This is a genomic window from Streptomyces sp. Q6, assembly GCF_036967205.1.
GTDB lineage: Bacteria > Actinomycetota > Actinomycetes > Streptomycetales > Streptomycetaceae > Streptomyces > Streptomyces citrinus.
On record NZ_CP146022.1, the window covers coordinates 1810607 to 1829706 of the forward strand.

General features: G+C 70.8%; 15 protein-coding genes and 2 pseudogenes. 4 read left to right on the forward strand and 13 right to left on the reverse strand.

All coding sequences use genetic code 11. The features are described 5' to 3' along the window. Window positions 1–67: 67 nt before the first annotated feature. The 7 genes and pseudogenes from V2W30_RS08450 to V2W30_RS08480 all read right to left on the reverse strand — a co-directional run bounded on the left by V2W30_RS08450 (window position 68) and on the right by V2W30_RS08480 (window position 7200). Window positions 68–1024: an IS481 family transposase gene (locus V2W30_RS08450; RefSeq protein WP_338694943.1), complete on the reverse strand. Its 957-nt coding sequence runs from the start codon at window positions 1022–1024 to the stop codon at window positions 68–70. A 114-nt stretch (window positions 1025–1138) separates the two neighbouring features. Beyond that, a pseudogene (locus V2W30_RS08455) lies at window positions 1139–1995 on the reverse strand (IS5 family transposase). Between the two features lie 89 nt (window positions 1996–2084). Beyond that, a complete protein-coding gene (locus V2W30_RS08460) occupies window positions 2085–2693 on the reverse strand; it encodes a GTP-binding protein (protein ID WP_338694945.1) in 609 nt (202 codons plus the stop codon). Further along, on the reverse strand, window positions 2677–3036 hold the full coding sequence (locus tag V2W30_RS08465) for a DUF742 domain-containing protein (RefSeq protein ID WP_338694947.1): 360 nt from the start codon (window positions 3034–3036) through the stop codon (window positions 2677–2679). The genes V2W30_RS08460 and V2W30_RS08465 overlap by 17 nt, the downstream gene beginning before the upstream one ends. Then, window positions 3033–3461 carry a roadblock/LC7 domain-containing protein gene (locus tag V2W30_RS08470; RefSeq protein ID WP_338694949.1) on the reverse strand — a complete coding sequence of 143 codons (429 nt, stop codon included), beginning with the start codon at window positions 3459–3461 and terminating at the stop codon, window positions 3033–3035. Before V2W30_RS08470 ends, V2W30_RS08465 begins: the two co-directional genes overlap by 4 nt. Beyond that, window positions 3458–5707, reverse strand: coding sequence for a sensor histidine kinase (locus tag V2W30_RS08475; RefSeq protein WP_338694951.1), 2250 nt, complete (start codon window positions 5705–5707; stop codon window positions 3458–3460). Before V2W30_RS08475 ends, V2W30_RS08470 begins: the two co-directional genes overlap by 4 nt. A 194-nt stretch (window positions 5708–5901) precedes the next feature. Next, window positions 5902–7200, reverse strand: a complete 1299-nt coding sequence (locus V2W30_RS08480) for a DUF5685 family protein (protein WP_338694952.1) — start codon at window positions 7198–7200, stop codon at window positions 5902–5904. Between the two features lie 356 nt (window positions 7201–7556). On the opposite strand from V2W30_RS08480, the gene V2W30_RS08485 reads away from it, so the two are divergent. Beyond that, complete coding sequence (locus tag V2W30_RS08485) at window positions 7557–8003, forward strand: cell division protein SepF (RefSeq protein ID WP_338694953.1); 447 nt, start codon at window positions 7557–7559, stop codon at window positions 8001–8003. A gap of 81 nt (window positions 8004–8084) precedes the next feature. On the opposite strand, the gene V2W30_RS08490 is transcribed toward V2W30_RS08485, so the two are convergent. After that, complete coding sequence (locus V2W30_RS08490) at window positions 8085–9707, reverse strand: MFS transporter (protein ID WP_338694954.1); 1623 nt, start codon at window positions 9705–9707, stop codon at window positions 8085–8087. A 318-nt stretch (window positions 9708–10025) separates the two neighbouring features. On the opposite strand from V2W30_RS08490, the pseudogene V2W30_RS08495 reads away from it, so the two are divergent. Then, a pseudogene (locus V2W30_RS08495) lies at window positions 10026–11137 on the forward strand (hypothetical protein). Between the two features lie 224 nt (window positions 11138–11361). Continuing rightward, on the forward strand, window positions 11362–12531 hold the full coding sequence (locus V2W30_RS08500; RefSeq protein WP_338694955.1) for a phosphatase PAP2 family protein: 1170 nt from the start codon (window positions 11362–11364) through the stop codon (window positions 12529–12531). Here the strand turns inward: V2W30_RS08500 and V2W30_RS08505 are convergent. Next, window positions 12494–12709, reverse strand: a complete 216-nt coding sequence (locus V2W30_RS08505) for an I78 family peptidase inhibitor (protein WP_338694957.1) — start codon at window positions 12707–12709, stop codon at window positions 12494–12496. The genes V2W30_RS08500 and V2W30_RS08505 overlap by 38 nt on opposite strands. 425 nt (window positions 12710–13134) lie before the next feature. Between V2W30_RS08505 and ctaD the strand changes: the two genes are divergently transcribed. Then, on the forward strand, window positions 13135–14847 hold the full coding sequence (gene ctaD, locus V2W30_RS08510) for a cytochrome c oxidase subunit I (RefSeq protein ID WP_338694959.1): 1713 nt from the start codon (window positions 13135–13137) through the stop codon (window positions 14845–14847). 40 nt (window positions 14848–14887) lie between these two features. Here ctaD and V2W30_RS08515 read toward each other — a convergent pair whose 3' ends face one another. The 4 genes from V2W30_RS08515 to V2W30_RS08530 all read right to left on the reverse strand — a co-directional run bounded on the left by V2W30_RS08515 (window position 14888) and on the right by V2W30_RS08530 (window position 18976). After that, complete coding sequence (locus tag V2W30_RS08515; RefSeq protein ID WP_338694961.1) at window positions 14888–15727, reverse strand: hypothetical protein; 840 nt, start codon at window positions 15725–15727, stop codon at window positions 14888–14890. Next, on the reverse strand, window positions 15724–16980 hold the full coding sequence (locus tag V2W30_RS08520; protein WP_338694963.1) for a glycosyltransferase family 4 protein: 1257 nt from the start codon (window positions 16978–16980) through the stop codon (window positions 15724–15726). The genes V2W30_RS08515 and V2W30_RS08520 overlap by 4 nt, the downstream gene beginning before the upstream one ends. Before the next feature lie 165 nt (window positions 16981–17145). After that, window positions 17146–18444: an ABC transporter substrate-binding protein gene (locus V2W30_RS08525; protein WP_338694965.1), complete on the reverse strand. Its 1299-nt coding sequence runs from the start codon at window positions 18442–18444 to the stop codon at window positions 17146–17148. Beyond that, window positions 18419–18976, reverse strand: a complete 558-nt coding sequence (locus tag V2W30_RS08530) for a hypothetical protein (RefSeq protein ID WP_338694967.1) — start codon at window positions 18974–18976, stop codon at window positions 18419–18421. The genes V2W30_RS08525 and V2W30_RS08530 overlap by 26 nt, the downstream gene beginning before the upstream one ends. Between the last annotated feature and the right edge of the window lie 124 nt (window positions 18977–19100).

A 19100-nucleotide genomic window follows, 5' to 3' on the forward strand; every position in this document is an offset into this window, starting at 1 on the left:
CTGGTGCACGGTGCGGCGAGAGCGCGTGCCAGGTGTCGCGGGGCAGAGGGGAATTGTCAGACAGGCCCTAGGTGTATTGACCCGCAGGGTTGTTGACGCGGGTGATGGGTGGCTGGCCGCCGAGTGCGGTGTGGCTGCGGTGGTGGTTGTAGGTGTGCAGGAAGTCTGCCAGGGCCGCGGTGCGTTCGTCGTTTGAGGTGTAGAGCCGCAGGTAGGCCCATTCCTCGAGCAGGGTGCGGTTGAAGCGTTCGACCTTGCCGTTGGTCTGGGGCCGGTAGGCGCGGGTGAGCTTGCCACTCGCGCCGAGTTCGGCCAGGACGTTCTTCCAGGCCAGGCCCTTGCGGTAGGCCCAGGCGTTGTCCGTCAGCACGCGTTCGATGCGGGTGATGCCCATCTCGGCGAAGAACGCGGCCGCGCGGGTGAGGAAGGCCGCGCAGGTCGCGGCCTTCTCGTCCGGGTGGATCTCGCTGTAGGCGAGGCGGGAGTGGTCGTCGACGGCCGAGTGGATGTAGTCGTAACCCATGTTGTTGCGGGTGACGCGGCCGGCCTGGCGGCCCAGGGCCTTGTGGCCGCCGCCGTCGGGAATCCGGCCGAGTTTCTTCACGTCGATGTGGATCAGTTCGCCGGGCCGGTCGCGTTCGTAACGGCGGATCACGGTGCCGGTCGGCCGGTCGATCCAGGACAGCCGGTTCAGCCGGTGGCGGGTCAGAACGCGGTGCACGGTCGAGGCGGGCAGTCCCAGGATCGGGCCGATCCGGGCCGGCCCGAGCTTGCGGTCGGTCCGCAGCCGGCAGACGTCGGCCTCGATACTCGCCGGGGTCCGATGCGGTGTCGTCAAAGGCCTGCTGGAGCGGTCGGCCAGGCCCGCCCCGCCCTCGGCTCGCCACCGCCGGAGCCATTTATGGGCGGTCGCCCGCGAGATGCCCATCTCGGCGGCGACATGGGCGACGGGACGGCCGGACGCGACACGTTCGACCAGCAGGCGCCTGCCGTGCACGGTCAGCCGGGCATTACGGTGGGACACGAAGACCTCCGTGTGGTGCAGTCCTAGACAGCTCCACCACACCGGAGGTCTTCGCCATGATCAAGACCCGCCAGTGTCAACAACGCTCGTGATCAATACACCTAGGGCGTGTCTTCAAAGTGGGCGGAGCCAGAGGAGCGTTGATGCGAGGGTGACCGCGGCTTCGAAGGAGGTCGCGGTCTTGTCGTATCGGGTGGCGATGCCGCGCCATTGCTTGAGGCGGTTGAAGCAGCGCTCGACGACGTTGCGGCGCCGGTAGGCAGCCTTGTCGAAGCCGCATCGCCGTTCACGGCGTCGTGCTCGCCCGGCGAGTTGGTCGACCCGTTCGGGAATGGTGGCCTTGATGCCGCGTCGGCGCAGATGGGTGCGGATGGCCCGGGACGAGTAGCCCTTGTCCGCGACCACCCGGTCGGGGCGAGTGCGGGGGCGACCGGGGCCGAGTCGAGCGACGCGAATACCCGCCATGACCTGTTCGAACTGGGTGCAGTCATTGCGGTTACCGCCAGTGAGAGTGAACGAGAGCGGGCGGCCGCGGCCGTCACAGGCAAGATGGATCTTGGTGGTCAGTCCACCTCGGGATCGGCCGAGGGCGTGATCTGCCGGTTCGTCCCTCGACCGGCCCCCCTTTTCGCGCCGGCCGCGTGTTGATGGGCACGGACCACAGTGGAGTCGACGGCCACCAGCCAGTCCACGTCCGCGTTCGCGTCGCGGTCGGCCTGGACCGCGGCAAGCATGCGGGTGAACGTGCCGTCCAGGGCCCACCTGCGGAAACGTGTGTACAACGACTGCCACGGCCCGTACCGGGCTGGCACATCCCGCCAGGCGGCGCCCGCACGGATCTTCCATACGATCCCGTTCAACATCGTCCGGTCGTCCGCCCGCGGGCGACCGAACGATGCCGCCGGTAGGAACGGGCGTAACAACTCCCATTCCCCATCGGTCAGTTCATAGCGGCGACTCACAAGACCCATCATCCCGCGCCGCTACTTTGAAGACAGCCCCTAGGAGGATCTCCCTCGACCCCGCCCGGAGGAGGAGGCGGGGTCGAGGGCACCCCGGGTCAGCGGGAGAGCGCCGGGGTCCGCCCCGCCCCCCGCCCCGCCCCCATCCGCACCCCGATGACCTGGTCCATCAGGGCGCCGAGGACATCGCGCACCGAGCCGCGTGCCCGCGCGTCGCACTCGATGACCGGCACCCCGTCCCCGATCCCCAGCGCCTCCCGGATCTCGGCGACTTCGAACCGCTCGGCGCCCTCGAACCGGTTCACGGCGAGGACGAAGGCCGCACCCTGCGCCTCGAAGTAGTCGAGCGCGGGAAAGCACTCCTCGATGCGCCGCGTGTCGACGAGCACGACCGTTCCGATGGCGCCCTCCACGAGGTCGTCCCAGAGGAACGAGAACCGGTCCTGTCCGGGCGTGCCGAACAGGTACAGCGCGAGCGTCGGGTCGAGCGTGATCCGCCCGAAGTCGAGCGCGACGGTCGTGGTCGTCTTGCCCTCCACCCCGTCCAGCGAGTCGACCCCCACCGACACCTGGGTGATCGCCGCCTCCGTGTCGAGCGGCTCGATCTCCGAGATCGCTCCGATGAACGTCGTCTTGCCGACGCCGAGCCCTCCGCTGACCACGATCTTCACGGCCAGCGGGGCGATGCGTTCAGAGCGCCCTGACATGGTCCCTGATCCTTTCGAGCGTGTGGAGCGGCAGCTCCGCGGGTTGCGAACACGACAGCAGGCCACCGACGACGAGGTCGGCGACGAGCACCTTGGCGACCCCGAGCGGCACCCCGATCCCCTCGGCGACCTGCGCGACGGTGAGGGGTTCCTGGCACAGCGCGACGATCCGCTGGTGTTCGAAGGCCGGCGCCGGGCCGCCCGCGTCTCCGCCGACCGCGACGACAAGGGTCTCCAGGCGCAGATCGGCCTGTGCGGGCAGCGCCCGCCCCCCGGTGATGATGAAGGGCCGTACGAACTGACCGTCCGAGACGTTCCCCTCCTGCGACGCGGCCCCACTCATCGCGGCAGCGCCTGTCGCAGATCGGCGATGAGCGCCGGTGTGAGCAGATCGCCGGCGCGCTCGGCGAGTACGGCCATCTCGTAGCCCACGAGCCCGAGTTCACCGCTGCTGTCGGCGAGCACCCCCAGGCAGCTGCCGTCGCGGATCGCCGAGACGAGCAGGAAGCCGCGCCCCATCTCGATCATGATGAGCTTCACTCCGTCGAAGCTGTACCGCTTCGACGCGCTGCGCGCGAGGCTGGACAGGCCGGACACGATCGCGGACAGATGGTCGGCCTCGGTCCGCCCGAGGCCGTCCGACACGGCGATGAGCAGTCCGTCGGAGGAGACGGCGACGGCGTCGCGCACCCCGTCCGTGTTGCGGACGAAGTTGGCGATGAGCCAGTTGAAGGTCTGCGAGTCGCCTCGCGTGTCGACGGTGGTCACTTGTCGCCCTGCCCCTCGGCCTGCTGCTTCTGCTGCTGTTCCTTGCGTTCCTTCTCCACGCTGATGCCGCCCCGCATGTGGGCGCTGCGCAGGCCGGACAGCATCCCGGACACGTCCTCGGGGCTCCGCTCGACGACGGGCCCGGTCGGCGCGGGCCTGGTGGGCGCGTCGGTCTCGTGCACGGCCTTGGAGATCGCGCTGCGCTGCGGTCGCTTGACCAGCCCGTTACGGGTACGCGCCGCGGACGACGAGCCGGCGGCGGCCGGCTTGCGCACCGGGTCGGCCTCCTTGCGGGGCACGGGCACCGCGACGGGCGCGGCGGCGACGGGGGCCGGCGCCGGCTGCACCGCGGCCGGCTCGGTGAGCAGCCCCACCGGGATCAGGACGCGGGCGACGACACCGGCGGCCGGTGCCTCCCCGAGCCGCACCTCGATCCCGCACTTGCGGGCCAGCGCGCCGACCACGAAGTGGCCGAGGAACCGGGTGGGTTCGGCCATGAAGCTGGCCGTGCCGGACAGCCGTACGTTGGCCTCGGCGATGGCCTGGGTGTCCATGCCCATGCCGTGGTCGACGATGGCGATGAGGTAGCCCGCGCTGGTGCGCCGCCCCTCGACCTCCACGTCCGAGTCGGGCGGCGAGAAGCTCAGCGCGTTCTCCACCAACTCGGCGAGCAGGTGGGCGAGTTCGGCGACGACGGAGCCGGAGAGGTGGGCGGGTTCGACGCGGCGCAGCGTGACGCGCCGGTACTCCTCGACCTCGGACAGCGAGGCGCGCAGCACGTCCGTCATGGACAGCGGCGTCGACCAGGTGCGCGGGCTGGACTCCCCGGCGAGGACGAGCAGGGATTCGGCGTTGCGGCGCATACGGGTGGCCAGGTGGTCGAGTTCGAAGAGGTTGGCGAGGGTCTCGGGGTCGGCGTCCTCGTGCTCCAGCTTGTTGATGAAGCTGATCTGACGGCGCACCAGGTTCTGATTGCGGCGGCCGAGGCTGACCAGGGACTCGGTGGCGTTCCTGCGCAGCACGGCCTGCTCGGTGGCGAGGTCGAACGCGGCGCGCTGCACCCGGTCGAAGGCGTCGGCCACCTCGCGCACCTCGGCCCCCGCCCGGGAGTCGAGGGCGAGCGGCGCGGGCGGGGCGGGTGTCTTGGCGCCCGCGGCCTGGACGGCGGCGACGGCCTGCGGCAGCCGGGTGCCCGCCACCTCGCGGGCCTCCTCGGCGAGTCCGCTCAGCGGGGCGGAGACGGACCGTACGCAGTCGTAGGCGAGCGCGCCCAGGGCGGCGATCACGGCGCACGCGAACAGGACGAACAGGAGCAGGTCGCGCTGGGCCGAACTCTCCAGCTCCGCGGCCCGGTTCTCGACGTCAGCGCCGATGGAGACCTGCACGTCGCGCAGGCCGTTGATGGTCGACGTCATCGCGTCCCACCAGGCCATGGGCGGTACGTCGTACGCGGCGAGCCGGCCCGAGCCGCGCACGGCGGTCCGCTCGTACCCGAGCGCGCGCACGGCGTCGGGCGTGGCCAGCGCGTCGTCGAGCCGGCTCTCCTGCGCGGCGGTCGCCGTGGCGGGGAAGGTGTCGAGCGCGGCGAGCCGGCCGGAGCGGATCTCCATGAAGCGGCTGTAGTCGCTGCCGCGGAAGTGTCCTCCGGCGCGGACGGAACCGAGCACGATGGCGCGCTCCTGACCCATGAACTCCTTGGCCGTGCCGAGGACCTGAAGGGTCTGGTAGGCGTCGCGCAGCGAGCGGTCCTGCACGTCGTCGAGGCCGCGCCCGGCGCGGGCGAGGACGGCGATGGTGTTGGTGAAGTAGTCGAAGGTGGCCTTCACCTGACCGCTGCCGTCGTCCGCGCTCCTGCGGATCCCCGCGAGCCCGGCGAGCCGCCCGAGCGACGCGCGGGTGGACCCGTCGTCGTGCCCGTCGAGGGCGTCCTCCAGGGCGGTGCGCGCGGCGTCGGTGGCCTTGCGCTGGGCGGGCAGCTTCGCGCTGAACTGCCGTACGCCACCGACGTATCCGGTGGTGAGGCCGCGCTCCTTCTGCAACTCGTGGACGAGGCCCTGGAGGGTGACCTCCAGGCGGGCGTCGGCGGCGGTGTCGGCGGCGTTGCGGTATCCGGCGATCTGCTCGGCGGCGAACACACCGAGCAGGGCGAGCAGGACGGCGAGGGCGAGTCCGAGGATGCGCAGCAGCCGGGTGCGGATGGTTCTGGGTTTCGCCGCGAGGGACGCGACGGGTGATACGAGATCCACTGAAGTGCCTTATGGAGAGGGCGAGTTGGCGGGGCAGAAACGGTGCTTCTGCGCCCGGCCAACGAGCCCTCACCAAGCCCGGTCACCGGATCATGTGTTTGTTTTACGTCCCGGAAACAGGCATCGGGAAGACGCGCAGGTGGCCCCGCGCCACTCGTTCGGGGAACCCCTGTCCCGTATACAGGGCCAGCGCCTCACAGCCCGCAGTCGCAACAGGAGCAGCACTCGCAGCACGAGCACGCCTCGCAACACGAGCAGTCGCAGTTGCCGCAGTTGCTGCACGCGCCCTCGCGCTTCTTCCGCGACCAGGGCCCCTCGAACTCGTCCGCGCAGCAGACCTTGCAGGTGCAGCAGAGCCCGATCGCGACGGCGCACCCGGCGAAGAAGCCCCGCTTGCCAGGCTTGGGCGGCTGGAAGGACGGCCCGCCCCCGAACCCACCGGGCCCACCGGGGCCGCCAGGACCTCCGGGCCCGCCCCCGTACGGGTTGTTGGACGTGTACGCCCCCGAACCCGTCGGCGCGTACGGGCTGCCCGGCGCCCCCGTCGGCCGCCATCCGTCCTGCGGCGGCTGCCGCGGCGTGGACGCCTCCCCGGCGTGCGCGTGTCCCGTGGCGCAGCCGCCCGTGCCGAACGCCCGGTCCACGGACCGTCCCAGTTCGTGCGCGAGCAGCAGGTGCGCCAGCTTCCCGTCCACGAAGTCGACCTCGCGGAGCGCGAGCCGGATCCCGTGCACGGCGTCGTCGGCGAGCCGGCGCGCCTCGGTGAGCGGAGTGCCGGTGGCGGTCAGCGGATTCCAGGCGCCCGCCGCGGCGTCGGCGTCCCGGTCCTCGACGGCGTCGAGGAGGTGCGCGAGCCGCCCGAAGAGCCGGCCCGCCTCGGCGAGCGGTTCCGCGTTGTGCGGGCGTCCGGCGAGCCACGCGGTGTGCGCGAAGGCGGCGGCGGTCGCGGTCTCGGTCGGCTCGGTCACGGTGAGCACGGAGGTGCCGGGCCCCGCGAGGGCCTCGATCCCGGCCTGCCGCTCGACGGCGTCGAGCAGCACCGCCGTGTCGAACCCGACGTCAGATCCCGTACGGGCACCGGCCCTTCCCCAGCTCGCGGCGACCTTCCGGGCGGCGGCGGCCACCGGCCTGCGGCCGAAGAGGCCGTCCCGGTCGTCGATGTGGTCGCGCACCTTCGCCGAGGCGAGGACCAGCGAGACGGCGGCGGCGAGCCGCGCGCCCTCGCCCTGCGCGACGGACGCGGTGCGCATCCCGCGCAGCGGGCAGGGCCCGGCCTGCCTGCGCGATCCCGCGGCCGCGGCGCCGGGCCCGGACCGGTCGGCCTGAGCCTCCGTCAGAACCGATACCAGCAAACCGTCATAGTTCGTGACGACTCGGGCGAACTGTCCGTGATCGCCGCGCAGTGCCAGACACAGCCCGCACAGATGGGCCATCCACTGGGTCTTCAGACCGTCCCCGAGTCGGTGACTGCAGGGCCTGACTATTCCGAACAAGGCGACTCCCCCGTGCGCCGGATGACGAAGCGTCAACTGGGTAGCCGCGTGTGGTCAGCATCCCATTGACCGTGAAGGACGGCATCGTAGCGAGCACCTGCGACAACGCGTCGTTCACCCGCACGCACCGCGCGTCACCCGAACGCCGTGAAGAATCATATTTCACTCACTATCAGCAGCCAGGCCCCCTACAAGCCTTGGGAACACGGGGGCAACACCGTGTTGACTGTGCACCAGTACCGTCACGAAAACCCCGCGCGGCGACTATCCACTTGGCGCCGCATCTGCATCATGGACGAACATTGGGGATGCACAACATGCGGAACGCAGAGGAACCGCTGTGAGAGGAGGCGTCCATGGGATCGGTGCGCAAGGCGAGTGCCTGGCTTGGCCTCGTCGACGACAACGATGACGAGCGTTACTACGACGACGACTACGACGAGGGCCCCGAGCCCGCCACCGGGGCTGCCGCCTGGGTCACCGACCCGCGCGTGAAGGTGGCCGCGGAGGAGGCCGAGGAGGTCGGACGGCGCATCGGCACCGTGACACCGGACAGCTTCCGGGACGCACGGCGGATCGGTGAGATGTTCCGGGACGGCGTCCCGGTGATCATGAACCTCACGTCCATGGAGCCCACCGACGCCAAGCGCGTCGTCGACTTCGCGGCGGGGCTGATCTTCGGTCTGCGGGGTTCGATCGACCGGGTCGCGAACCGGGTGTTCCTGCTGACCCCGGCGGACACCCAGATCGTCTCGGGCCGTGAGGCGGGCCCGCACCCGGACGGCTTCTTCAACCAGAGCTGACCATCCGGCCGGGTGTCGGCCCTTCTTCCCATCCGATCGCGTACCGGGTGGGCGGGAGGGGCGACACCGCCCGGCCGGTGATCAGACGACGGACGACTCGGTCCGCGAGGGCCGACGAGGCGCCGCCACGGCAGCCTCCTCCGCCGGTGCGTCGGCATCGCACTCCATCCGCCGGGGCAGGCGCAGCGCGGCCAGCGCGCCGAGGAACAGCAGCCCGGCGCTGACCACGAGCGTCACGTGCAGCCCGTGCACGAACGCCGCACGCGCGGCTTCCCGCAGCGTGTCCCCCGCCGCGCCCCCGAGCTGCGCGGCGATCTGGTACGCCTCGCCCAGCGAGTTCCCCGCCGCGTCGCCGGCCGCCCCGGACACGCCGTTCACATGCGACAGACCCGGCGCGTACGCCGCGTTCATCACGGAGCCGAGCAGCGCGATGCCCATGCCGGCGCCCAGCTGGTACGAGGTCTCGCCGATGGCGGCCGCGCCGCCGGCGTCGTCGGCCGGCGCCTCCGTCAGCATCGACTCGTAGGCCCCGAAGAGCGTGGACTGGAAGCCGAAGCCGAGCAGTATGAAGCCGGTGCCGAGCAGCCACGGCCGGTCCTGCTCGCCCATCAGGCACAGCAGCAGGACGGCGCAGGCGGTGAGCGCGAAGCCGTAGCTGACCATGCGGCGCGGTCCGATGCGGCGCAGCGTCGCGGAGCCCATGACGCCCGCGATCATCGCCGCGAAGGTCAGCGGCAGCATGCGCAGGCCGGTCTCCAGCGGACTCAGTCCGAGGACCAGCTGCAAGTACTGGACGGCGATGAGCTCCAGGCCGACCAGCGCGAGCATCGCGATCACGATGCAGCCCACGGAGGTGGAGAACGCGGCGCGGGAGAACAGCCGCATGTCGATGAGGGGGTGCTCGCGGCGGCGCTGGCGGCGCACGAACAGCACCAGCAGGGCCAGGCCCGCGAGGAACGGCAGCACCGCGCCCGCGTCGAGCAGGTCCCGCTCGATGCCGAGTTCCTTGATGCCGTAGACGACGCCGAGCACGCCGAGGGCGGCGAGCAGCGCGCCGAACAGGTCCCACGGTCCGTCCGCGCGGCCCTTCGACTCGGGTACGAGGACCCGGCACAGCGGCAGCATGACGGCCATCAGCGGGATGTTGATGAGGAAGACGGAGCCCCACCAGAAGTGCTCGACGAGGAAACCGCCGAGGACGGGTCCGGTGGCGGCGCCGATCGCGGCGACCGCGGTCCACACACCGATGGCGACGGCCCGCTCGCGCCGGTCGGGGAAGACGTCCCGCAGGATCGAGAGCGTCGCGGGCATGATCATCGCGCCGCCGATGCCGAGCAGCGCGCGGGCCAGGATGAGCACCTGCGCGGTGTCGGAGAACACGGCGAGCGCGGAGGCCGCGCCGAACAGGGCGTAGCCGAGCAGCAGGATTCTGCGGCGGCCCACGCGGTCGCCGAGCGTGCCGAAGAGGATCAGGAGCGAGGCGCAGACCAGCGGGTAGGCGTCGCCGATCCAGAGCAGTTCGACGGAGGTGGGCCGCAGGTCCTCGGTGACCGAGGGCAGGGCGACGTAGAGGATGGTCGAGTCGAGCGCGACGAGGAGCAGGCTCGTACAGAGGACGACGAGGACGACCCAGCGATTGGTGCGGGCGCCCACAGTGGCCAGTCGATGGCGCAGGCGTCCGGTGGCCGTGTTCGTCCCGGACATGTGCGTACCTCCCAGTGGTCCTCGCGTCCGGCGGATCCGGGGGCTGGGGAAGCCCGCGGTCTTCGGTCGGGAGGAGCGGTCTCCCGGCCCCGCTGCGGAAGGCGAGTGAGCCGTCAGAGTACGCGAGTTCGGGCCGGTGACACGTGGCGGAGCTCTCATGAAACCCGTGGACCGGTGTGGCGTGCGCCACTCGCGCGGGGCCGGGGTCCGTACGGAACGCGAGGGGTGGGCGCCGATAATCGGGCGGTGACCGAAGTGGATCGACGAGACCGGCCCTCGCTGCGCCGCGCCCTGCCCGCACTCCTCGGATACGCGGGGGTGCGCGCGCTCGGCCTGCTCGCCCTGGCGCTGTGGAGCGCGGCCGTGGGCAAGAGCCCGCACACGCTGCTGACCGCCCGCTGGGACTCCCTCTGGTACACGCGGGTCGCCGAGCACGGCTACGGCTGGTCGGTGACGCTGCCGGACGGCAGCGTCCACTCGAACCTCGCGTTCTTCCCGCTGCTGCCGTGGCTGGAGCGGGCCGTCGCCGCGATCAGCCCGCTGTCGTACGCGGACGCGGGGCTGCTCGTCGCCTGGGTCGCCTCGCTCGCGGCGGCCTGGGGGATCTTCGCCGTCGGCGACCTGCTGTACGGGCGCCGGGCGGGGATCTGCCTGGCCGTCCTGTGGGGCGTGCTGCCGGTCGGGATCGTGGCGTCGATGGCGTACAGCGAGGCGCTGTTCACGGCGCTCGCGGTGTGGGCACTGTACGCGGTCGTGCGGCGGCACTGGGTGAGCGCGGGGCTGCTCGCCGCGCTCGCGGGGCTGACCCGGCCGGTCGGCGCGGCCGTCGTGGGGGCGGTGTGGGTGGCGGCCGCGCTGTGGATCGCGCGGGAGCACAAGGGCAGGGCGCGCCGGGCGACCCCGGCAGGGCGTCGGCGCGCGAGGGGCGGACGCCGTGGCGGCTCGTCCTCGGCGTGCTGATCGCCCCGCTGGGTGCGGCGGCGTACGTGCTGTGGGTCGGGCACCGCACGAGCGACGGACTCTTCGGCTACCTCGACGTCCAGGGGCAGTGGGGCAACGGATTCGACGGGGGCCTGTCGTTCGCCCGCTTCGTCGCCGACAAGTTCACGTCGGTGCCGGGGGCGCTCGCCGGGATCGGTCTGATCGTCGGGGTCGCGCTGGTGATCTGGCTCTACGTGGCCGGAGTGCGGGCCCGTCAGCCGGTGCCGCTGCTCGTGTACACGGGGATCGTCGTCGCGCTTGCCCTGTGCGCTTCGGGGTACTTCGGATCCAAGCCGCGTCTCCTGTTGCCCGCGTTCCCGCTGCTGCTGCCGCTCGCCGTGGCGCTCGCCCGTTGGCGAACGAGCAGGTCGGCGTGGGTGCTCGGGGGGCTCGCGGCGGCGTCCGCGGTCTACGGGGCGTTCTGGCTGAACGGGTCGGGGCCGCCCTGACCGATGAGCGGACGGAGAATTCCGTGCCAGGAAACGGTGAACGCATTGATAAGCGCTCCATAACGCCCCCGGGGAAACGATCATTCAATTCCACCGGAGTTCCGTGCGGAGTTACCGGAATCCAGGGAATACACGACGTCCTGAGATCAATCCCACATCACATCGTCATCACAAAGCCACTGTTTCGTCCGAGTCCGCGGCGCGCCCGCTGTAGCGTCGATTGGGTGCGTACCGAACGAAACCTGACCCGGCGGATCGAGCGGGTCTTCGCCCGGCTCGACCGCGAGCCCGAACGGCCGGCCGACCTGGACATCCCCAGGATGAGCCGGCACCGCGTCGTGCTCTTCGGGCTGACGCTGTCCTTCTACCTCGCCATCGTCGTGGCGGTCCTGGTCACGTCGTGGCTGGTAGCCCTGGACTGGCAGGTCATGTTCTTCCGGCCCTACCAGCAGTGGCCCGAGATCCACGCGTTCCTCGACTACTGGGTGGTGCTCGGCCAGCGCGGCCCGACGGCGGTCATGGTGATGGCCTGGCTGGGCTGGCGCTCGTGGCGTCAGCACACCCTGCGGCCGCTGCTGATGTTCGGCACGGCCCTGCTGCTGCTCAACCTCACGGTCGGCGCGGCCAAGCTGGGCATGGGGCGCGCGGGCCCGCACTACGCGACGCTCGTCGGCTCGAACGAGATGTGGCAGGGCGGCGACATATTTCCCTCGGGCCACACGGCGAACGCGGTGGTGACCTGGGGCATCCTCGCCTACCTGGCCTCCACACCGCGCGCGCGGCGCTGGCTCTCCGCGGTCTCCGCCGTGATCTCCCTGAGCGTGGGCCTGACCACCGTCTACCTCGGTACGCACTGGCTGAGCGACGTTCTCCTGGGCTGGGCCGCGGGCCTGCTCATCCTGCTCGCCCTGCCCTGGTGCGAGCCGCTGGTCGCCCGTGCCGAGGCAGTGATCTTCGCGGTCCGCGACCGGTTGCGCAGCCGCCGTACCGCTCCGGCCGCCGCGCCCCAGCCGGTCCCGGCGCCCGCGATGGTCCCCCGCACCCGCCGGCCCCGGCCGAGGACGAGATCCGCGCCCGCGAGCCGGTCGGCGCCTCCCGCGCCACCGGCCGCCACACGGCGCTCATGCCGCAGGGGCCGCACACCCCCGCGGCGAGCGCACGCCGGCCACCCCGGCGGGCAGCAGACGCCCCGCGGGGGCGCGGGGAACGGCGCGCACGGCCACGACCGACCCGCAGCGGGCCTGACGGCGCGGCGCGGGTCCCCCACAGACCGCGGGCACGGTACGCACAACCAAGCCCGCACAGCGAAGGCCCCCGGAACCTCACAGGTTCCGGGGGCCTTCGCACACCGCCGGGTCAGCCCTTCCAGGAGCGCGTCACCGTGCCGTCCCTGACCTCGAAGTTCAGTCGGCCCGCGCGGTACTCCATGGTGATGATCGCCCCCGGCGGCAACTGCCTGACGGTCGACCAGCCCCGGTCGCGGGCCTGCCGCTCGGCGCCCTCGGCGTCGAGTCCGACGTACGCGGAGAGGTCGTCCTGGGGGTCTGCGGGCGGGGTCGGAATGGGTGCCATACGGCCACCGTAGGCGGTGCGCGCGGGAGGCGCCAGGCCCGCCCGCGGACCCCCGCGACACACTCGTACGGTCACGCTTTCGTCACAAGATCACGACAGTCGATCAGCCCGAACTCGCTCACACGATCGGGCGGTTCCTTGCTTCTTACTCACTTCTTACCGAGCGCGCTCCACTTCCGGCGGACGCAATTCCGGATGTCCGCGGAAAGAGTGCCGTGCGGACCCGTCACCTTTATCTCCGCCGCCTACGGAAATTCCCCCGGCATTCCGAATCCGGCGGTGCGACAGGTGAGTTGAGGAGGCCCGGGAATTGTCTGTCCATGCCAGAAAGAGGGGTACGCCCCCTGTCGCGGCGGGCCCCGGCGCGAGCATCATGGCCTGAGTTCGAAGCAGGCCCGAGGCGCGCGAGCAGCGAGGGGGCAGCGATGGGAACGACCGGGGTCCAGGCCGGGCCTGCGACGGCCGAGCCGGTACCGGAGCGGCAGCCGGGCAGGATCGTCGTGGACTGGCTGACCACGACCGACCACAAGAAGATCGGCCATCTCTACCTGATCACGGCGTTCGCGTTCTTCCTGATCGGCGGCCTGATGGCGCTGCTGATGCGCGCCGAACTCGCCCGCCCCGGGCTGCAGATCCTCTCGAACGAGGAGTACAACCAGCTCTTCACGATGCACGGCACGATCATGCTGCTGCTCTTCGCGACGCCGACGTTCGCCGGGTTCGCCAACGAGATCATGCCGCTCCAGATCGGCTCGCCCGATGTCGCCTTCCCGCGTCTGAACATGCTGTCGTACTGGCTGTTCCTCTTCGGCGGTCTGATCGTGCTCGGCTCGCTCGTGGTGCCGGGCGGGGCCGCGGACTTCGGCTGGTTCGCGTACGCACCGCTCAACAGCCTCACCCGGTCCCCCGGCATCGGCGCCGACATGTGGATCATGGGGCTCGCGCTGTCCGGGTTCGGCACGATCCTCGGCTCGGTGAACTTCCTGACGACGATCATCGGGATGCGCGCACCCGGCATGACGATGTTCCGGATGCCGATCTTCACGTGGAACACGCTGTTCACGTCGATCCTCGTGCTGCTCGCGTTCCCGGTGCTCGCGGCGGCCCTGCTCTGCCTGGAGGCGGACCGGCGGTTCGGCTCGGTGGTCTTCGAGGCGCAGTACGGCGGCGCGCTGCTGTGGCAGCACCTCTTCTGGTTCTTCGGCCATCCCGAGGTCTACATCATCGCGCTGCCGTTCTTCGGGATCATCAGCGAGATCCTGCCGGTCTTCAGCCGCAAGCCGATCTGGGGCTACACGATGCTGGTGGGCGCGACCATGGCCATCACCGGTCTGTCGGTGGTCGTGTGGGCGCACCACATGTTCGTGACCGGCGGTGTGCTGCTGCCGTTCTTCTCGTTCATGTCGTTCCTGATCGCGGTGCCGACCGGCGTGAAGTTCTTCAACTGGACCGGCACGATGCTCAAGGGCTCCCTGTCCTTCGAGACGCCGATGCTGTGGTCGGTCGGCTTCCTGATCACGTTCCTGTTCGGCGGTCTGACGGGCGTCATCCTGGCCTCGCCGCCGATGGACTTCCACGTCTCGGACACGTACTTCGTCGTGGCGCACTTCCACTACGTGGTCTTCGGCACCGTGGCCTTCGCGACGTTCGCCGGGTTCTACTTCTGGTGGCCGAAGCTCACCGGCAAGCTGCTCGACGAACGGCTCGGCAAGATCCATTTCTGGACCCTGTTCGTCGGGTTCCACACCACGTTCCTCGTGCAGCACTGGCTGGGCGCGGAGGGGATGCCGCGCCGGTACGCGGACTACCTCGCGGCCGACGGCTTCACGGCCCTGAACTCGCTGTCGTCGATGGGCGCGTTCCTCGTCGGCATCTCGACCCTGCCCTTCCTCTACAACATCTGGCGCACGGCCAAGTACGGGAAGAAGGTCGAGGTCGACGACCCCTGGGGGTACGGCCGCTCGCTGGAGTGGGCGACGTCCTGCCCGCCGCCCCGGCACAACTTCACGACGCTGCCGAAGATCCGCTCCGAGTCCCCCGCGTTCGACCTGCACCACCCGGAGTTCGCCGCGTTCGAGGAGCACCCGCCGTCGAAGACCGCCGCGCTGCACGGTCCCGACGGCACCGAGGAGTCCTGAGCACCGGTGGACGCGTGGCCTTCCGCCCCAGGGGCGGCGGCTACGCGTCCACGGTGGCGACGACGATCGCCAGGTCGTTGTCCCGCGTGTAGTACGGCTCCGCGAGCAACTCCCGCCGCCCGGGGACGGTCACCAGCGTCCCCGGGTACGTGAAGATCGGCTTCTTGTCGGCGACGTCGTCGAGCAGCCGGGCCACCCGCACCTCGGGGCCGTCCGCGCCGTCCGGCCGCAGCCACACGTCCCACCGCCCGTCGGAGAGCTCGTCGTAGCCGATCCGCAGCGCGAACAGGTCGCCGTCCACGTCCAGTTCACCGTGCAGGATCTGGCCCGCCGTCGCGCGGGAACGTATCTCCACCGCGGCCTTGGCCGAGAACCGCGTGCCGTAGAGCCGCCCGCCCACGGTCAACTCACCCTTCTCGATGAGGAGTTCACCCGCCTCCGCGTGCGGCGCCCGCAGCCAGCTGCGCACCGTGAGGTTGCCGTGCTTGGTGGCGTACGGGATCCGGACGGCGACGTAGCCGCGTGATCCGCTCGGCGCCCGGTCCACCAGCAGGCGCAGATCGTTCGTGCCCGGCATCAGACGCACCGGTTCGTCCGCGGCGACCTGCACGTACACGTCCCAGCGCCCCTCGGGCAGCCCCACGCTGATCGGCAGCGAGGCGCGCAGCCGCCCGTCGCCCACCGGGGTGAGCGGAAGCCGCGTCTCCTCCCCGCTCGCCCGGTTCATCAGCACGAGGTGGGCCGGCTCGGGCGCCCCGTGGTCGGAGACGTCGAAGGTGAGCCCGCCGGCGGAGTCGGCGATGCAGTCGGCGCGTGGTGCCATGCTGACGGTCCTGTCGTCGGCCCCGGGCGCAGGGGTGGTGGCGGTCGGTGACGTCATGCGGTACGCCCCTTGCCGGCCTTGAACACGGTGCGTCCCGCGTCGCGCACGGCATAGGCGCCGCCGAGCAGGGAGCCGCGTGCCCGGTGCAGCAGCGAGCCGGAGCCGCCGCGTCCGGTGAGCGAGCCGAAGAGGGACTCGTAGCGTTCGGCGATGCGCGCCGGGTCGAAGCGCGCGGAGTGGCTGACGGCGCGCGCCGACATCTCCTGCCGCAGGCCGTCGTCGTTGATGAGTTCCAGCAGGCCCGCGGCGATCGCGTCGACGTTGCCCACCTCGACGAGGCGTCCGTCGACACCGTTGTCGATGATCTCGCCGGGGCCGTGCGGGCAGTCCGTGGAGACCACCGGAAGACCGCACCGCATCGCCTCGACGATCGTCATGCCGAACGATTCGAACGTGGAGGTCACGGCGGCGAGGGAACCTTTCGCCCATTCGGGTTCGATGGGGTTGGCCGGACCCATGAGGAACACGTGGTTGTAGAGGCCGAGTTCGTCGATGAGGCCGCGGAGCCGGTCCTTCTGCTTTCCGCCGCCGTAGATGCGCAGGCGCCAGTCGGGACGCTCGGCGCGCACCTTGTCGAAAGCCCTGATCAGCAGGTCGTACCGCTTGACAGGTGCGAGGCGCCCGGCGGCGACGACCCATTTGCCGGAGCCGTCGGAGGGCGCGACACCGGGCGCGGGCACCGGGTTGGGCATGGCCTCGACACGGACGCCGGGCAGCCGCATGCCCTCGCGGTAGGCGCGCGCGTCGGCCTCGGTGGTCGTGGTGAGCGCGTCCAGGCGCGGGTAGACGCTGCGCAGCTCCTTGCGCAGGCCGGGGCTGTGCGAATCCAGCGTGAGGTGCTCCTGGCCGACGCGCAGCGGGCCGCGGCGGGTCTCCCTGGCCAGGTGCACGTTGAGTCCCGGGCGGGTGCCGATGACGACGTCGGCCTCGACGCCGGCCAGGTACGCGGCGATCCGCCGGTCGGTCAGCGCGCTGTACTGGTCGTAGCGGCCCTCCTCCGCCGGGAAGACGGACGCCGCGGTCGTGAACCCCGGCTCGTCGCCGTCGTAGCCGTCGGAGCCTTTACGGAGGTCGACGAGGTGGCGCACCCGGACTCGGCGGTCGGGCGTGAAGACCGGCTCGTCACGGTGCCGGAAGACGGAGACGACCTCCACGTCGTGCTGCTCCGCCAGCGTATTGGCGAGGTTGTACGTGGTGCGGATCGTCCCTCCGATCCCATACGCATTGTGAATCAGGAAAGAAATCTGCATGCGTCCCCGTATCCCACCAAATCGTGCGGACAGTCCGCCTACCGCATGGTTAGACAGGGATAGCCCGACGAGGGTTGTTCTTCATCATCATCTTGTTCCACAACAGATGCCCGATCGGTAAGCAATTTCGGGAACCATTTGGCCATTTTGTCCATCAGGGGAACGTCATGGCTGGTAGGAGAGTTGCGGAACGTCAAAGCACGTGTCGTTCATGTCACCGTTCTGGGTGACCCAGCCCTGGCCGTCCGTCCACCGCGCGACCGACAGACAGGTCCTGCGTTCCTTCGGCGGATCGGCGAGCCTCTCGTACGTCACGGGGATCAGGAGTCCGTCGGCGCTGTACGGCTTCCCCCGGTTCATGAAGCGGTCCACACACGCGCGCGTGACGTCGCCGTCGGAGCAGGAGCGCGCGGCGTCCGTGAACCACATCGCGGCGGCCCAGCCCTCCAACTGCCACTGCGAATGGGTCCTGAGGCTCCGTGTCGCCGCGCGGAAGGCGCGCACGGCCGGGTGCTCGGTGTCCGCGTAGTTGCGGCTCGCGCCGGTCGCCCACAGGGACCGCCGGCAGTGCGGGGCGTCCTTGTGGTCGGCGGCGACGGACGACGTCCAGTTCTGTACGTTCGTGACCTTCGCGGTGACGCGGACGCCGACCTGGTCCATGGCGGCGCACAGCCGCGCGTTGCCGTGCGCGTCGACGGCGTCGAAGACCAGGTCGACCCCGCGCGCCTTCAAGTCGGCGGCGACGGCGCGGAAGTTGGGCAGGGCGAAGTCGACCTGCTCGGGGACCACGCGGTAGCCCTCGGCCTTCAGGCCGCGTGTCACGAGCCGTGCGTACGCGGCGGACGCGGCCTGGTTGTAGGAGACGACGGCGGCGGTGCGGGCGCCCTGCTCGCGCTTGAAGTAGCGGTACACCTCGGTACCGCCGTACAGCTTCCCGTCCCAGCCGGGCCTCCCGTCGCGCGGCGCGAGGCTGCCGTAGATCCCGTACAGGTGCGGATAGGTGTCGTAGGCGGCGCCGATGGGCTGGCCGCCGATGTCGGGGACGCGCGCGCGGGAGACCCGTTCCGCGCCCGCGTAGTCCAGGGAGGTCGTGGCGACGAGGGCGACGACCCTCTTCTCGTCGACGAGTTCGTGCACGCATCCGTTGTTGCCGACGCCGCTGCCGCCGTCGTCACAGGTGTGCACCTCGATACGGCGCCCCTGGATGCCGCCTTTCTCGTTCAGGTTCCGGAAGTACGCCTGTGCGCCGTCGCGGGTGTCGGTGAAGGTGGCGCCGCCGACAGGGCTGGTGGCGCTGGTGATGATGCCGACGCGGATCGGCGCCGTGGACCGCGTCGGCGTGGCGCGGCTGGGTGGGGAGCGGTCCTCGAAGTCGCTCTCCGGCAGCCGCGAGCCGCAGGCCGCGACCGCCAGGAGGGCGAGGCCCGCGGCGATCGCCTCAGCAGCCCGGACCCGGCGACGCATTGCCGCTCAACTGCACCAGCGCGCACAGGGTGTTGACGGACACCTTCCAGGTGCCGTCCTGTTCGACCGCGGTCCCCTTGGCGTCGGGCAGAACGGTGGCGCCCTTGAGCGCCAGGGCGTACGTCACGTCGGCGGCCGTCGCCGACGTGAACGCGACGGTGTCGACGGTCGCCTCGACCTGTCCGCCGCGCTTGTCGCCGCTGAAGCCCTTGAGGACCTGCCGCATCTTCGCGCCGTCCTCCAGGACGGCCTCCTTCTCCTTCATCGGCACGGCCGGGTCGAAGAACTTCTTCCAGTTCTTCTTGATCTCCTTCTCCGCGGCCGCCTTGTCGGCGGGCGCGGTCGCGCTCGGGCTCGACTTGCGCGGGGACGGGCTCGGCTCCCGCGACGACGGGGTGGGCGGCGGGGTCTCGTCACCGCCGCCGCTGTCGTCACCGCACGCGGTGAGCGCCGGTCCGAGTGCCAGGGCCGTGACGAGTGCGAGTGCCGCGGCCCGTCCACGACCCGTCCTGATGCTGCTCCCGAGAACCAATGGGCTCACCGCCGGGTGTCGGTCCGGACCTCAACTCCGCCCGGAGCTTTCAGGGTTGGACTGTCAGAAGGCATAGTGCAAGCGATCGGCCGACAAGACCAGACACGGGCCACACACGACACCG